The 14982-nt window shown below is 40.1% G+C and carries 14 protein-coding genes; 6 read left to right on the top strand and 8 right to left on the bottom strand.

Annotation, left to right across the window (positions count from 1 at the left end; all coding sequences use genetic code 11):
* Nucleotides 1-35: 35 nt before the first annotated feature.
* The 3 genes from EA341_RS04530 to EA341_RS04520 all read right to left on the bottom strand — a co-directional run bounded on the left by EA341_RS04530 (nt 36) and on the right by EA341_RS04520 (nt 3128).
* Nucleotides 36-1355: a Gfo/Idh/MocA family oxidoreductase gene (locus EA341_RS04530; protein WP_293011723.1), complete on the bottom strand. Its 1320-nt coding sequence runs from the start codon at nt 1353-1355 to the stop codon at nt 36-38.
* A gap of 18 nt (nt 1356-1373) precedes the next feature.
* On the bottom strand, nt 1374-2354 hold the full coding sequence (locus EA341_RS04525) for an SUMF1/EgtB/PvdO family nonheme iron enzyme (protein WP_293011721.1): 981 nt from the start codon (nt 2352-2354) through the stop codon (nt 1374-1376).
* A 114-nt stretch (nt 2355-2468) separates the two neighbouring features.
* On the bottom strand, nt 2469-3128 hold the full coding sequence (locus tag EA341_RS04520; RefSeq protein ID WP_293011719.1) for a DUF3365 domain-containing protein: 660 nt from the start codon (nt 3126-3128) through the stop codon (nt 2469-2471).
* 175 nt (nt 3129-3303) lie between these two features.
* Between EA341_RS04520 and EA341_RS04515 the strand changes: the two genes are divergently transcribed.
* Nucleotides 3304-6111 carry a YCF48-related protein gene (locus EA341_RS04515; RefSeq protein ID WP_293011717.1) on the top strand — a complete coding sequence of 936 codons (2808 nt, stop codon included), beginning with the start codon at nt 3304-3306 and terminating at the stop codon, nt 6109-6111.
* A 204-nt stretch (nt 6112-6315) separates the two neighbouring features.
* Nucleotides 6316-7566 carry a cystathionine gamma-synthase family protein gene (locus EA341_RS04510; protein WP_293011715.1) on the top strand — a complete coding sequence of 417 codons (1251 nt, stop codon included), beginning with the start codon at nt 6316-6318 and terminating at the stop codon, nt 7564-7566.
* Between the two features lie 55 nt (nt 7567-7621).
* Here EA341_RS04510 and EA341_RS04505 read toward each other — a convergent pair whose 3' ends face one another.
* The gene (locus tag EA341_RS04505; RefSeq protein ID WP_293011713.1) at nt 7622-8161 is read right to left on the bottom strand and encodes a GNAT family protein; all 540 of its coding nucleotides are present in this window, start codon (nt 8159-8161) and stop codon (nt 7622-7624) included.
* Nucleotides 8162-8243: 82 nt separating this feature from the next.
* Nucleotides 8244-9320, bottom strand: coding sequence for a peptide chain release factor 1 (gene prfA / locus EA341_RS04500; protein ID WP_293011711.1), 1077 nt, complete (start codon nt 9318-9320; stop codon nt 8244-8246).
* Between the two features lie 137 nt (nt 9321-9457).
* Here prfA and EA341_RS04495 point away from each other — a divergent pair, with 137 nt between their 5' ends.
* Nucleotides 9458-9682: a Kazal-type serine protease inhibitor family protein gene (locus tag EA341_RS04495; RefSeq protein ID WP_293011709.1), complete on the top strand. Its 225-nt coding sequence runs from the start codon at nt 9458-9460 to the stop codon at nt 9680-9682.
* A 67-nt stretch (nt 9683-9749) separates the two neighbouring features.
* Nucleotides 9750-9995, top strand: a complete 246-nt coding sequence (locus EA341_RS04490; RefSeq protein WP_293011707.1) for a Kazal-type serine protease inhibitor domain-containing protein — start codon at nt 9750-9752, stop codon at nt 9993-9995.
* A 2-nt stretch (nt 9996-9997) separates the two neighbouring features.
* Here the strand turns inward: EA341_RS04490 and EA341_RS04485 are convergent, their stop codons facing one another.
* Both EA341_RS04485 and EA341_RS04480 read right to left on the bottom strand, forming a co-directional pair.
* Complete coding sequence (locus EA341_RS04485; protein WP_293011705.1) at nt 9998-10264, bottom strand: acylphosphatase; 267 nt, start codon at nt 10262-10264, stop codon at nt 9998-10000.
* Nucleotides 10265-10427: 163 nt separating this feature from the next.
* The gene (locus EA341_RS04480; RefSeq protein ID WP_293011703.1) at nt 10428-10634 is read right to left on the bottom strand and encodes a hypothetical protein; all 207 of its coding nucleotides are present in this window, start codon (nt 10632-10634) and stop codon (nt 10428-10430) included.
* A gap of 177 nt (nt 10635-10811) precedes the next feature.
* Here EA341_RS04480 and EA341_RS04475 point away from each other — a divergent pair, with 177 nt between their 5' ends.
* Nucleotides 10812-11912, top strand: coding sequence for a VWA domain-containing protein (locus tag EA341_RS04475; protein ID WP_293011701.1), 1101 nt, complete (start codon nt 10812-10814; stop codon nt 11910-11912).
* Between the two features lie 2 nt (nt 11913-11914).
* Complete coding sequence (locus EA341_RS04470; RefSeq protein WP_293011699.1) at nt 11915-13438, top strand: magnesium chelatase; 1524 nt, start codon at nt 11915-11917, stop codon at nt 13436-13438.
* Nucleotides 13439-13497: 59 nt separating this feature from the next.
* On the opposite strand, the gene EA341_RS04465 is transcribed toward EA341_RS04470, so the two are convergent.
* Nucleotides 13498-14820, bottom strand: coding sequence for a T9SS type A sorting domain-containing protein (locus EA341_RS04465; RefSeq protein WP_293011697.1), 1323 nt, complete (start codon nt 14818-14820; stop codon nt 13498-13500).
* Nucleotides 14821-14982 lie beyond the last annotated feature (162 nt).

The following is a 14982-nucleotide window of genomic DNA, read 5'->3' as shown; positions in this document are numbered from 1 at the left end:
AATTTGATGATCAAATGTCGTTTTTAGATTCAAAATTAAAATACCTTGGATTTTCCTGGAATTGCGTGTGGGTAATATCCGTCCTCTTTTGGAAGGATTTTCGGACTGGCATCCCATGCCAATGTTTCCGGCATCAGATTAATTTCAGAATTGATAGCCTCGTCCCAAGTGACTACTTTTCCTGAATAGGTTGCATATCTACCCAAAATGGAAGTCATGGTACTGTGAGCAGCATTTTCTGCATCAGCAAACTTGTATTCACCATTGACAACTGCAGCCCAAAGTTCATCATGCTCTACTTGGTAAGGGTTGGGGTTATTTTCCCTTGGATGATTATACAGTTCTTTTCCAGATCTATCCTTTAGAATACCATGGTTTCCTGCGCTAAGAAACACACTTCCATTAGTTCCTTGAAAAGATTCATCCACGCGATTGGCAGCACCGGGGAAATGCCTGCACTCGGAGAAAATCACAGTACCATCATCATAAGTAAATGTAACTGAATGGTGATCGAAGATCTCTCCATGTTCTTTTCCAGTCCTTACCTGTCGACCTCCTGTGCCATAGGCTTTTACCGGATGACCTTTTTTAACCCAATTGGCCACATCGATATTGTGCACATGCTGTTCTACAATATGATCCCCACAGAGCCAGTTGAAATAATACCAGTTTCGCATTTGGTATTCCATTTCCGTTTGGCCTGGCTGTCTGGCATTGACCCAAACGCCTCCGTCATTCCAGTAAACCTGTCCGCCTACAATATCGCCGATCTGACCATCATGTATGCGCTTGATGGTCTCCCTGTAATTATCCTGATAATGGCGCTGAAGACCAACTACCACATTCAGCTTTTTATTTTTGGCTTCTTCAGCTGCAGCAAGAACCCGCCTTATACCTGCAGCATCTGTGGCAACTGGTTTTTCCATAAAAATTTGTTTGCCCTGCTTTACCGATTCTTCAAAATGGTCAGGTCTGAATCCCGGAGGTGCCGCAAGGATCACCACGTCGGCAAGCTTAATGGCCTCTTTATAGGCATCGAATCCCACGAATTTTCTTTCCTCGGGAACATCTACTTTATCAGCTCCATATTTATCCAACATGGGTTGATGGCTTTTGTCAATCCGGTCGCGAAAAGCATCTGCCATAGCGACAAGTTTGATGTTATGGCCTGTTTCAAAGGCCTGGAACACAGCTCCGGTACCCCTACCGCCACAGCCAATCACAGCAAGTTTGATTTCGTCTGTCCCAGCAGCATAAGCCCCTGCGATATTCCATGGCTGGAGTATCAGACCTCCAGTGGCCAATGCGGAGGTTTTGAGAAAATCCCTTCTTCGGTTTGAATTTTTGTTATTCATGGGTTTTGGTGTTAATGGTTAATAATCTGCAATAGGTGCTTTGTTGTAATACGCTTGGATTTCTGCTTCACTGGGAGGCGTTAATGGTCTAACCACCCTCAAGCCAAGAAATGGCGCTTCCGGGAACCACCATTGGCTCTTCGGGATCTGAGGATCAATTCTCTTCCACTCTGGTGTGGAAGCATATCTTTTAGCCGTTCTCAATTCTTCTGCCTGACTTTGGTAATGCCCCCCTCTGATAACAGAGGGATAAAGCTTTTCATTGGAAACCTGAGGATCCTGGAAATTTTCCCTGACCGCATAGCCATCAGGTATATATTGGTCTGAGGTCCATTCCATTACATTCCCTAATATATCATATAATCCCCAAGGATTTGGTTTTTTTTGACCAACCTTATGGGTGGTTTCTTCGCTATTGTCGGCAAACCAAGCATAATCTTCCAATTGGCTAAGGTCATTGCCAAAGAAATAGTTATCGTGACTGCCTGCCCGCGCGGCATATTCCCATTCAGCCTCTGTAGGGAGTCTATAAAAAATACCTGTTTTTAAATAGAGCCACTTACAAAATTGTATGGCTCCATATTGGGTCATCCCAATAGCAGGCATCCCCTCTTTCCCCATTCCAAATGTCATATCCAAATAAGGAATGCTAGGTCGGGTCAGCCCATCTACCCCTTCAGGAAGTGGCTTATCAGCAATAGCTTCTTCGTAATCTTTGTCCAAAAAAAGCTCAAAAATATCCCAGGTAATCTCATGTGTTCCCATCCAGAAAGGTGAGATTTCTATTTCCTGTACAGGACCTTCATCTTCCTCCACTTTACTTCCCATCAAAAATTTGCCCCCGGGAATGGGTACCAAATCAAAAGAGGTTTCTGTATCCGGGATTTCCTGGGTATAGGCTATGAAATTTTCCTGTAATGAACTCCATGCAATCATTGGCAGTATTCCCAAGATCGCGACTACTGGAATTAGATATTTTCTATTGCTGAGTAAAGGCATTTTGATATTTATTGAAAAAGGAAATTAATCCTTTCAAAAGAAACTGAAAAATGTTTCACCCCAACTAGATCAAAAACCTATACTTTAAGCAAATAAAGTATGTAAATGATTTGATTAAGAACCCATTCTTTTAACCACTTCTTTTTTAGGCATTCTGATGCTCCACATTCCCCTCAGGTCACCGATTTTATGTCCTTTAGCTTTATCTTCAGGGTAAAGCTCATCAATTTTTTTAAGGGTTTCTTGTGCAATTTCTTTTCCGGGTTCGCCATGACAATTCAGACAGAGACCACTTGGGATTTTAATCGCCTTAGTGAAAAGTAAGATGTCTCCATTGTCAAATTTCTGAACATTCGGTTCACTCTCGAGGCCATTTTCCATATTGTATACATAGGTATCAAGGATTCCAGCTTCAAAATCCTTTGGAGCATCTTCAGGGTTTCGGTAGTCAAAAGATGCCCTACGAACCTGAACATCATACTTATCACTTACCTCCTGAAGTATTGGTAAGGCTTGAACATTACAGAATTCTATCGCCCCTGTAACACCTTTTTCTGCAATGGCTTCCTGCAATGTCCCTATCAAAGCTTCCTGTGCTTCCTGACTGATTTCATCTCCCCATTTGAGCGCGGCTTGAATCAGCTCAGCTTCATTAACTTTGGTCACTTTCATGCTCTTATTGACTTCATCAAAAACCTCTTTGCTCACTCTTTCATTTGAACCACAGGATAAAATGGCAAAAATTGCAGGAATTATATAAAATATTTTTCTCATGTCGATTTTTATTATTGTTAAAAATAGGTCTTAAATAGGAGTTTCTAAAATGATATTTGTTCTTTATCCAAAAAAACGGGAACTCTCTTAGTTTTGGGGATTAGCACAAAATTTACAAGCTGTTTCATTTTAGCCAATTAATCTTATTTTTGTGCATGCCCGTCCTATAAACCCCATGAAAAAAGCTTTTTGTGTTCTTTTTGTTTTTCTTTTTTTTCAAGAAATCATCCATGCACAATCTTGGAGAAGAGTGGGTGGCTGGGGAAATGCACTTACCGGAATAACCTGGGTTAATGAAGAGGTTGGTTATATTTCGGGCAATCAGGTAATTCTCAAAACCATTGACGGGGGCCTAAGTTGGACCGAACAGGAAGCGCCTACCAAAAACCGAATGTTGGGTTTGGACTTTGCCAACGAAAACTTAGGACTTATGGTCGGTGAGCAAGGTCAAGTGTATAGGACTACGAATGGAGGCGCAAACTGGCAATTGGTCAATGTAAATTCTACCGTGAGGCTTAAAAAAGTAAAATTCCTCACTGCGACTAGGGCATATATCGTAGGAGATAATGGAGAAACTTACAGGTCAACAAATGGGGGGCAATCTTGGGCGAGGCAAAACATAGGAACTACCGCAGATTTGAATTCGCTTTTCTTTGCCAATTCAGATACCGGTTATGTCGCTGCAGAAAACGGGCGTATTTTCAGGACTTTCAATGGAGGGAATAACTGGTCAATTAGTAATACCGGGCAAAATAGAGGCCTGAATGATATTTATTTTGTAGATGGGAAAACCGGCTATTCTGTTGGGAATGCAGGTACAATTTTAAAAACAGTAGATGCTGGGAATAACTGGGAAAGAATCAATTCCGGAACGGAAAGAAACTTGCTTGCAGTGGCATTTAACAGAACTAATACCAACTTAGGGACTATTACAGGAGAAAATGCCACTTTGATGAGGACGACCAATGCAGGTCTGACTTTTGATGGCATCAATATCAATAATGCAGAGACCTATGTGGATGCCAGTTTCAGGACCACATCCAATCTCGTTTTTGCGGTAGGGAGTAATGGCTTTCTCATTTCTTCCACCAATTCAGGTCAGAGTTGGTCCCTGAGGCTGTCGGGCAGAGAAATTGATTTTACAGGAACTCAGTTTAGGACAGCTACCTTGGGATATATTATTGGCCCTAATGGGAGGGTTTTCTCTACCAATAATGGAGGTAATACGCTTGTTGACCGCTCAAGACCATTATCCATTACCTTCAACGACCTGTTTTTCACTACCAATGCCTTTGGATACATCGCAGGGGAAAATGGAAATATCCTCAGAACGACCAACTCTGGGGGAAACTGGACCTCACTTAATCCTGGAACGAACGATAATATTAATGGACTTTTCTTTTTCAACAATAACCTGGGGTATGCAGTAGGTAATGAGGGTTTTTTGGCTAAGACTGAAAATGCAGGGGTCAACTGGGAAAAAATTGAAATTGGAAACAGCAGTTTCAATTTTAGGTCCATCGCATTTTTTGATCAGGAGTCTGGAATCGTTACGGGTTCAGGTGGCTTTGTTGCTGTTTTGGAAAATGGAGAATGGAAGCGGGTGAGTTCTGGAACAAACCAAAACCTGAATGGTCTCGCCATTTTGGATGAGGAAACAGCCATTGCTATCGGAAATAATGGGACCATCATCAAAACAGAAAATAAAGGCAACAGCTGGACAAGTATCAATACTTCTTTCAACCAGAATCTCAATGCTCTTGAGTTTTTAGATGAATCAGTTGGTTTTATTGCTGGGGAAAGGGGGCTTATCATTCAAACCAAAGATGGTGGTGAAAACTGGACAAGATTGGTGACATCTACCTTTCAGGATTTGACTGGAATCAGCTTTGGAACCCTGAGTAACGGTTTTGCAGTAGGAGAAAAAGGCAGTTTGTTCAATTATGATTGCCAGGTACCCGAGACGCCTACTGTTATTTTCGGGGAAAATGATATTTGCTTGAGTCAGCAGGTATACACTGTACAGGAAGCGGTTGATTTGGATACAGAATTTGAATGGAGAGTGGATGGAGGAACCATTTTGGAAGGACAGGGCACGGCCAGGATTGTTGTAGAATGGGCTATTCCCGGTAGGAATGCAGTATTGGTCAGAGGTAGAAACTTTTGCGGAAATGGAGGAACGACTGGCCTTGAGGTGCTCGTTTCTACAGAACCTAGAATGATTTCGGAAATCGAAGGTGAGGGAGCAGTTTGCCTGGAAAGTTTCATGGAATACAGTGTGGATGATATTCCTGGAACCAATTTTATCTGGGAAGTAAGCGGAGGTCTAATCACAGAAGGACAAGGGAGCAATAGCATAGTGGTGAGGTGGATCAATATCAATGAACAGACCGTGAGGGTAACACCAAGTAATCCTTGCGGAAATGGAGAAGCCTTCACCAAAGACATTTTGGTACAGACACCGCCTCAATTACCGTCTGTAATTGAGGGGCCTGAAATGGCTGGGCTAACTGTTGAAGAATATTCTGTTACCAATGTGGCGGATGTAAACTACCAATGGCGCATCAGCGGTCAAGGAGGTAGGATTTTGGATGGACAGGGTACCAATAGCATTACGGTACAATGGGAAAATGAAGGTGATTTTACGATATCAGTAACTCCAGAAAATGGCTGTGATGAAGGAGATACAAGGACTTTGTCTGTCAATGTCAATTTGATCACCTCAATTATAGAAAGGCCTTTTGAAACAGAATCGGTTAGTGTTTATCCCAACCCTTCTTCAGGTGACTTCAACCTAAAACTGCGTGGGGTTTCAGGCATCCGAAAAATCAGCATTTATAATGCATTGGGTCAAACCTTGAATGAGGTGGTCCCAGGAGATGGCGAATTTGAATTCAAATTTGACAATATGCCAAAGGGCTTGCATACCATCAGCATACAGACCAGAGATAAAGAGATTTTCAGGAAAATTTTGGTAAAATAGCTTATACATAATTTCGTGCACCGAAAATGAAATTATCAACATCTATTCAGAATAATATTTCTATTTAATGATTTTACCTAATTTTAATTCTGTATTAGTGAAATATCATAGAGGTTATCACTAGATAAGCAAAATATTATTTTTTATCCAGCATTGCGAATTGCTTGGCTTTTGTGCTTTTTTGTATTCATAAACCCAAATATTATGAACAGCAGATATTTCCAACCGGAGAGTTTGATGATGTCCCATGGCTACAAGCCTGCATTATCAGAAGGAGCCATCAAATGCCCTATTTTCCAAACCTCAACTTTTGTATTCAATTCGGCCGAGGAAGGCAAGGCTTTTTTTGAAGTCGCCTATGGACAAAGAGAAAAGCAACCCAACGAAGAACTGGGATTGATCTATTCCAGGTTAAACAATCCTGATTTACAGATACTAGAAGAACGGCTTTGTCTTTGGGATGAAGCAGATGAATGTGCCGTATTTGAAAGCGGTATGTCTGCGATATCCACGGTAATGTTGGAATTCTTGCGCCCGGGGGATGCCATTTTGTACAGCAAACCTGTTTATGGTGGTACGGACCACTTTATCAACAAGGTTCTGCCAGAGTATGGCATCAAAGGCCTCGGATTTACCAATTCCCAATCAGAAGAAGAGATTCTACAAATGCTGAAAGAAAAAGGCTTAGCTGATAAAGTAAAAATGGTCTATGTAGAAACACCCGCCAATCCTACCAACGCGCTATTTGACTTGGAACTTTGTAGAAAAATTGCAGATAATCTGAGCACTGAGGAAAAGGAAGTGGTGGTCTGTGTGGATAATACTTACATGGGTCCATTATGGCAACACCCTTTGAAGCATGGAGCGGATTTGGTAGTTTATTCTGCGACAAAATATATTGGAGGACATTCGGATCTCATAGCAGGTGCGGTATTAGGAAAGTCCAGGTTTATGAAAAGGGTAAGAACCTTACGTACTTTCCTTGGTAATATGGCTGGTCCCTGGACGGGTTGGCTACTGATGCGAAGTCTTGAAACCTTGAAAGTTAGGATGTCCAAACAAGCTGAAAACACCGTTGAGATTGCAGATTTCTTAGCCAAACATCCAAAAGTCGAAAAAGTGTATTATTTGGGTCATCTGAAGGAGGGATCCTCTCAATATGCGATTTTCAAAAAACAACTTTCCTCTGCAGGTGCTATGCTTTCTTTCGATATCAAGGGAGGCGAAGCTGAGGCTTTCAAATTTCTGAATCACCTCAAGTTGATCAAATTGGCAGTTTCGCTGGGCAGTACCGAATCGCTAGCTGAGCATCCTGCCACCATGACCCATAGTGATGTTTCAAAAGAGGATAAAGAAAGTATTGGAATTTCTGAGAAGCTGATTCGTCTTTCTATAGGTGTCGAACATCCCACAGATATTATATGGGATATAGAACAGGCATTGGAAAATTGCTAAAAAAAATGGCCTCCACATAGGGGGCCATTTCATGAAAACATTTTTTGATTAACTATTAATCAAATTTTTCTACTTCTTCCCTGATAATGACATATTGGAAAAGGTCTCCAATTTTTCCATTTTTGATATACCCGTGTCGTATGATGGCCTCCGGCTCAAAACCAGCGTTTTCAAGGACTTTCATACAGCTGACATTGGTGTCAAATACCTGCGCAAAAATCCTCTTTACTTCGGGAAATTTTCCTAAAGCATACTCTGTGAATAAAGTGACAGCTTCAGTGGCAATGCCTTTTCCCCAAAAAGCTTCCCCAATCCAAAACCCGATCTCCATATTGGTTCTGAGTTCATCTTTACCTATATCACATCCAACAGAACCTGCGAGTTGCCCTTCATATTCAATGGCAAAGTTCTGAGGAGGGTTAAACTTTTGGTTATGTTCTATCCAATGCCTCGCATCATGAATGGTATAGGGTGAGGGAAAACTATCACGAAGATTCATGGCAATATTTGGATTATTAGCCAGTGGATACAAATTATGAAAATGCTTATCATTCCAAGTGACTAGCTCAATATTTTTTTTTCCGCTTATCTTCATGTAAAAATTAGGTTTCTTAACCTTAAGTTAACGTCCTTTTTATGAGAATTCATAAAAAGTATTGCGGTTTTTTATAAATGACCTATTCTTCTATTCCGGAAGTATTCATTTTTTCGAGGTTTTCTGCCAGCCTCAGCGCAGAAATAAATTCCTCTATGTTGCCATCCATGATATCGGGAAGGTTATAAACCGTTTTATTGATGCGGTGGTCAGTCACCCTACTTTGGGAATAATTGTAAGTTCTGATTTTGTCAGATCTATCACCTGAACCGACCATGGATTTTCTTTGTGCGCCTACCGCATCGTTGTGCTTGGCCAATTCGATTTCATAAAGTCTGGAACGCAATACCTTAAGGGCCTTTTCGAAGTTTTTGATCTGGGATTTTTCATCCTGACAGGTAACCACCAATCCGGTTGGGTTGTGGGTAAGCCTTACTGCCGAGTAAGTTGTGTTGACAGACTGTCCACCTGGGCCAGAAGAACAGTAGGTATCCTTACGGATGTCATTCATGTTGATATCTACTTCCACCTCGTCCATTTCAGGCAATACGGCCACAGAAGCAGCAGATGTATGTACCCTACCCTGCGTTTCAGTTGCAGGAACACGCTGCACTCTATGTACCCCTGATTCAAACTTCATCATACCATAAACATCCAGGCCTGTGATGGTGCTTATAATTTCTTTGTAACCACCGGATGAACCAAAAGTCAAATCCAATACGGTCAGCTTCCATCCCTGTTTTTCGCAGAACCTTTCATACATTCTGAACAGGTCTCCTGCAAATATTGCGGCTTCATCTCCTCCGGTACCCCCCCTAATTTCGAGGATACAGTTTTTGGAATCATTCGGATCTTTGGGTATCAGTTGCTGTTTGAGTTGTTCTTCTAGGAGTATTTCGTTCTTTTTGAGTTCATCCAATTCCGATTTAGCCATTTCCCTGAAGTCCGGATCTTTCTCTTTATCCAGAATTTCCTTGGTACTTTTGATGTTATCAATTATAAGTTTGTATTCATCATAAAGCTCGACGATTTTTTCCAGCTCTTTGTATTCTTTGGTGAGCTTGGTATATTTACTCATGTCTGACATTGCATCCGGTTGAATGATCAGCTGTCCGACTTCTATAAATCTATCTTTGATCGCCTGTAATTTATCAAGCATGTTGTTTCAATTTTTAGGTTGGCAAAATTAACAAAATTTCCGGGATGGCCCTTTGACCCAAACGGAAAAGAAAATTTGGAGGGGTTGTAGCAGATGAAGTAAAGTCTACGTCTTGATGTGTACAATCATTGAAGATAATGAAAACTGTATTCAATTTAATTTTAACTCTTTGCCTCCTGAGCCTTGTGGCATTTCAATGTGAGGATGAAAATCCCTGCATTGATAAATCTAAGGTGAATCACCAAAATATATGTTATGATATCTATAAGCCCGTTTGTGGGTGTGATGGAAAAACCTATGGGAATGATTGCTACGCCAGATCAAACGGTGTGATGAGTTTTACCGAGGGCAAGTGTGAGTAAATTTTAACAAAAAAATCAAACCTTTAAGGATGAAATCTTCGTCAGAATACCATAAAATGAAATGATTATGAAAAAATTAGCCTCAATATTTCTACTCTTGATCGCAATTTCATTTTCTTCTTTTCAATGTGAGGATATTACCCCAAGGGAAGTAGTAGACGAAACTTGTATTGATGAAAGCAAAATTAATCCAAACACAGTATGCATTATGATTTACAGACCTGTCTGTGGATGCAATGGTGTAACTTATTCCAATGAATGTATAGCAAGAAGTAATGGCGTATTGAAATTTACAGAAGGCGAATGTGATTAAAATTATTCCAGAATTAAAAAGTCATCGTAATTTCTTTCTTCGCCGGAAATGATATTCAGGTTTTCCACGACAGCATTTGGGGGGCCAAGTCTAAGCCAGCTTTGCATGGCTAGGATTGAAGGAAGTTCACCCTCAATTTCTACCAATACGGATCCATCTGCTTCATTTTTTACCCAGCCTCTCAATCCAAGCTCAAGCGCTTTCTTTTGAGTACTTTTCCTAAAAAAGACTCCTTGTACTTTACCGCTTATTTTGATTTGCCGATTCATTGAAAACCTTATCTTTTATAATAAATATAACTTTTAGGAGTGGAATAAGTGTGTTACTATACGTATTCGGTGGGTACGTTTTATAGGCGGAATAAATACTTTTCACAGAATCCAATCTTATTGTTTTAATTACCCGTTATAAATATCATTCAATCATTGGTTGTTACTGATCCTGATACCATTTTTCTTCAAAGGTGTCATTGACTTCTACATCTGCCGTAAGTACTTTATAAACCATCCAAATCACTACAGCAGGTGAAATGGAGAACAGGAACATCATGATTGCAGGGTTGATCCCCGCATAAATTCCCGTTACAAAAACGATCAGAAATGCCGTTGCGAAGTACACTGGAAATAAGTAATCTCTCATTTGTTCAGGTATTTAGTGATATTTGGTAAACTACCTTAGGGTTCAGATTGTTATGCATCCAAATGAATTATAACATGATAGAACCTTCACATATAGACAGAAACACCCCGATAGACTTGGCCTCGGGAGGCTATCATGAAAAACGGGCTATCCTGAGTAATCACAAAAAATATACAAATGAAAGGATTTAGATTTACAAAATATATACCGCCCCAAGATCCTGAGAAGAACACATTTGAAAACCTGTTGAATATATTTCTCCAATTGGTTACGATGACAGGGGGAGATGTGGCTGAGGCACTGAGTTGGTTGAGTAACCTGGATAAACGCCATTCACTAACCAATCCCAATTATGGAATAGGTGATTTTATAGAAGACCTGAAGAATAAAGGCTACTTGAGTGAAGAAAACGTCAAAGGTGAAATCAAAATTACGGGAAAAGCCGAACAGACGATTAGGAAAAATGCTCTGGAGGAAATTTTCGGCAAGCTTAAAAAAGCAAAAGGAGGACAACATAAAACAACCCATTCAGGACCAGGTGATGAAAAAGGCACCGACAGAAGGCCATATACTTTTGGGGACAACCTGGATCAGATTGCCCTGACAGACTCCATCAAAAATGCACAGGTCAATCACGGCTTTGGCGGGGACTATATCCTTACCGAAGATGACCTTGAAATAGTGGAAAATGAGGTGCGCACGCAGACTTCAACAGTCTTGATGATAGATATCAGTCACTCGATGATTTTGTATGGAGAAGACAGGATTACTCCTGCTAAAAAAGTTGCCATGGCTTTGGCAGAATTGATCAAAACGAGATACCCTAAAGATACCCTTGATGTCATAGTGTTTGGCAATGATGCATGGCAAATAGAAATCAAAGATCTACCCTACCTGCAGGTAGGTCCTTACCATACGAATACTGTGGCGGGATTGGAGTTGGCTATGGACCTGCTCAGAAGAAGGAAAAACCCCAATAAACAGATCTTTATGATTACTGATGGTAAACCGACCTGCCTAAAAGTCGGCATTAAGTATTATAAAAATGCCTTTGGCATTGACAGCAAAATTCTTTCAGAAACCCTGAAGCTTGCAGCTCAATGCAGGAAATTGAAAATTCCAGTCACCACATTTATGATTGCTTCTGATCCTTACTTAAAGGAATTTGTGAAGGAATTTACCAAAGTAAACAACGGAAATGCTTATTACAGTAGTTTGCGGGGCTTGGGAGATTTGATTTTTGAAGATTACAGAAAAAACCGTACTAAAAGATTTTGATAATGAATTACGAAAATTTGAAAGCAAGTGAATTGTTAAAAATAAAAACCTTAGGAGAGCTTAAGGCTAGTGGCTATCAGCCCAAATCAATCAAGGAAGAGCTTAGGCAAAACCTGATCAAGAATATCAGCCAAAAAATAAATGTATTTGAAGGCATATGGGGTTTTGAAGATACGGTAATTCCGGATATTGAGCGGGCTATTTTATCCAGGCACAACATCAACTTGCTAGGATTGAGAGGTCAGGCCAAGACCAGAATAGCAAGGATGATGACTAGCCTCTTGGATGAATATGTTCCAGTAGTAGAAGGCGCTGAGTTGAACGATGACCCTTTGCAGCCACTAAGTGCTTTTGCCAAAGAACTCATTGCTTCCAAAGGTGATCTTACCTCCGTGAATTGGTGGCATAGAGATGATCGCTATACCGAAAAGCTGGCCACTCCTGATGTTTCAGTTGCTGATCTTATTGGGGATGTTGACCCCATCAAAGCCGCCACTATGAAGCTTTCCTATAATGACGAAAGGGTGATCCACTATGGCCTGGTACCTAGGTCCCATCGCTCTATATTTGTGATCAATGAACTTCCAGATCTTCAAGCAAGAATTCAAGTAGCTTTATTCAATATCCTTCAGGAAGGTGATATTCAGATACGTGGATTCAAGCTGAGGCTACCATTGGATATTCAGTTTGTATTTACTGCCAATCCCGAAGATTACACCAATAGAGGTTCTATTGTGACGCCTCTAAAGGACAGGATAGAAAGTCAGATCATCACCCATTACCCCAAGTCCATTGAAATTGGAAAGAGGATCACCGCTCAAGAGGCCAAACTAGAGGGCAAACCGGTAGATAAAATCCATGTACCGGAATTGATGAAGGATTTGATCGAACAAGTCGCCATTGAGGCCCGAAAGAGTGAGTATGTGGATGAAAAAAGTGGGGTTTCTGCCCGATTAACTATTTCAGCCTATGAAAACCTGGTATCTGCTGCAGAGAGAAGACTTTATATAAACCAAGAGGAAAGTACAGTCGTGAGGGTAGCAGACCTGATCGGAATCATTCCTGCCATCACAGGAAAGGTTGAATTGGTTTATGAAGGAGAACAAGAGGGTGCGGGTTTGGTTGCTTACAACTTGATCGGTAAGGCTGTCAGGACCTTATTTACAGATTATTTCCCTTCACCTGAGCAGAAGAAAAAGGAAAAAGAAGGCAATCCTTATGTACTTCCCTTATCCTGGTTTGGTGAAGGAAATGAGCTGGATGTATTGGCTTCACAATCCGATAAGGCTTACAAGGCCGAATTACATCAAGTTCCTGGCTTGGAAGATTTTGTCACCAAAACAGTCAGTAACCTACCCGAAAAGGAAAAAGAATTTTATATGGAATTTCTCCTGCATGGTTTGGCAGAGTATAGCCAATTGAGTAAGAAATTACTGGAGACAGGTATGCAGTTCAGAGATTTGTTCAGCAGCATGTTCGACATGGGAGCTCCCGATGAGGAGGACTTTGATGAAGATGATATGTAAAAATAAAGGGTCAGATTTTCACAAATCTGACCCTTTTAAATTTTAATAGTAGGTGTTATTTAGTTCTTTAATATTCTAAAACGCTCAACGTTTGCTCCCCATGAAATTTCCAATACATAAACTCCAGGCTTAGAGGTTTGCAACATCCGAGAAACTTCTGAGGAGATAGAACCAATATTTTTGGAAATAATTGCAGTCGCATTTATTCCAGAGTTGATCAATTTAACACTGATATCCTCTCCTCTATATTTTTCAAGCTCCAATAGGCCAATATTAATATTTCCTGAAGTAGGATTTGGAAAAACTCTCCAAGTTTTGCCAGTTGATTCAATTTTACCAATCCTTTCAGAAATAGTCTCTGAATATGATAAGTTACCATCAAAATCAATTTGTTTGATTCTATAATAAGCAATCCCTCCTGATAGTGGTAAGTCTTCATCATAAAGTGAATAATCAACCGGTATATCTGACCAACCAACACCCTCTATTTCTGCGATTTTGTTCCAATTAGTGATACTGTTAATGGCTCTCTCTACTTCAAAGTGTGAGTTGTTAATTTCTTTGGCCGTTGCCCAGCTAAGTTTCACCGCTCTTTTTAAGTTATCAAAATTAGATTTGAAATAAATATACTCTACAGGTAAAATGCCAAAACCTGCTGCATCCAAAAATTGACAGAAATCTTCAATGTTAGTTTTATTAGGGTCTGCGGTGATGTTTGGAATTGGATTCGGTAAAGAAAAGCTCCCGTCCGCATTTAGCGTACATCCAGTTCCGGTATATCCTGAAATCCCTAATCCAGCATTTCCAATAATAATATCCGCTTCACCAAATTCTATTTGCGCATTTGGACCTCCAAGATTTATGTCAACCCCATTGAAAATATAGTCATTTCTATTTTCATTTCTGGAGTCAATAATAATTTTACCACCATCCTCAACACATATATTGACGTGCTCAAGATTAGTAATATACTTCAAGTTTAATGTGGAACCGCTTCTGATCGTAATACAACCTTTATTAGTAGGAGTACCTCCAATTATAAATGAAGGATTATTGCCTTCATTTGGTCTGTCTAATGTAAGACTTGAATTCCCTGAAAGTATAATTCCTTTAATGGTTTCGCCATTGGCAGACCAGGTATAACTTCTACCATCATTAAACTGAGCAATATCGTCACTACCAGGAACTATACCAAGATCCCAAAATGGATTATTTTGATTGTTGTTATTTCCACTATTCACACTTAATGGAGCTGTACCTAAGTAGGTTTTAATACTTCCTGTGCATGTAGGGCAATTCGCCGAAACCTCTATTTGGAATAGAGAAATAAGGAATACTACCAAGACAGTTTTATTCAAAGCTTTCCAAGACATTAAGGTCATGCAAGAAGTAATTTAAAATTGGGGTGATAGGGGTGAGCTACAAACAGTAACGACGCAAAATTAATTTAAAGTTTTATTATAAAAAAGAATTTTAGGTATTTTAAATCAAAAATAATGTATTTCAAACCAAATTAAATTCTAAAAAAAAGGCCAGCTGAATCA

Origin of the sequence: Mongoliibacter sp., assembly GCF_007692705.1 — a bacterium.
Classification (GTDB): domain Bacteria; phylum Bacteroidota; class Bacteroidia; order Cytophagales; family Cyclobacteriaceae; genus Mongoliibacter.
The sequence above is the reverse complement of the archived record's forward strand: the minus strand, read 5'-3'. Positions and strand labels throughout refer to the sequence as shown.

Excerpts from the sequence above, each read along its gene's own strand:
- EA341_RS04515 (WP_293011717.1), top strand. The coding sequence starts at position 3,304 with ATGAAAAAAGCTTTTTGTGTTCTTTTTGTTTTTCTTTTTTTTCAAGAA.
- EA341_RS04510 (WP_293011715.1), top strand. The coding sequence starts at position 6,316 with ATGAACAGCAGATATTTCCAACCGGAGAGTTTGATGATGTCCCATGGC.
- EA341_RS04490 (WP_293011707.1), top strand. The coding sequence starts at position 9,750 with ATGAAAAAATTAGCCTCAATATTTCTACTCTTGATCGCAATTTCATTT.
- EA341_RS04525 (WP_293011721.1), bottom strand. The coding sequence starts at position 2,354 with ATGCCTTTACTCAGCAATAGAAAATATCTAATTCCAGTAGTCGCGATC.
- EA341_RS04465 (WP_293011697.1), bottom strand. The coding sequence starts at position 14,820 with ATGACCTTAATGTCTTGGAAAGCTTTGAATAAAACTGTCTTGGTAGTA.
- prfA (WP_293011711.1), bottom strand. The coding sequence starts at position 9,320 with ATGCTTGATAAATTACAGGCGATCAAAGATAGATTTATAGAAGTCGGA.
- EA341_RS04485 (WP_293011705.1), bottom strand. The coding sequence starts at position 10,264 with ATGAATCGGCAAATCAAAATAAGCGGTAAAGTACAAGGAGTCTTTTTT.
- EA341_RS04505 (WP_293011713.1), bottom strand. The coding sequence starts at position 8,161 with ATGAAGATAAGCGGAAAAAAAAATATTGAGCTAGTCACTTGGAATGAT.
- EA341_RS04480 (WP_293011703.1), bottom strand. The coding sequence starts at position 10,634 with ATGAGAGATTACTTATTTCCAGTGTACTTCGCAACGGCATTTCTGATC.
- EA341_RS04530 (WP_293011723.1), bottom strand. The coding sequence starts at position 1,355 with ATGAATAACAAAAATTCAAACCGAAGAAGGGATTTTCTCAAAACCTCC.
- EA341_RS04520 (WP_293011719.1), bottom strand. The coding sequence starts at position 3,128 with ATGAGAAAAATATTTTATATAATTCCTGCAATTTTTGCCATTTTATCC.
- EA341_RS04475 (WP_293011701.1), top strand. The coding sequence starts at position 10,812 with ATGAAAGGATTTAGATTTACAAAATATATACCGCCCCAAGATCCTGAG.
- EA341_RS04495 (WP_293011709.1), top strand. The coding sequence starts at position 9,458 with ATGAAAACTGTATTCAATTTAATTTTAACTCTTTGCCTCCTGAGCCTT.
- EA341_RS04470 (WP_293011699.1), top strand. The coding sequence starts at position 11,915 with ATGAATTACGAAAATTTGAAAGCAAGTGAATTGTTAAAAATAAAAACC.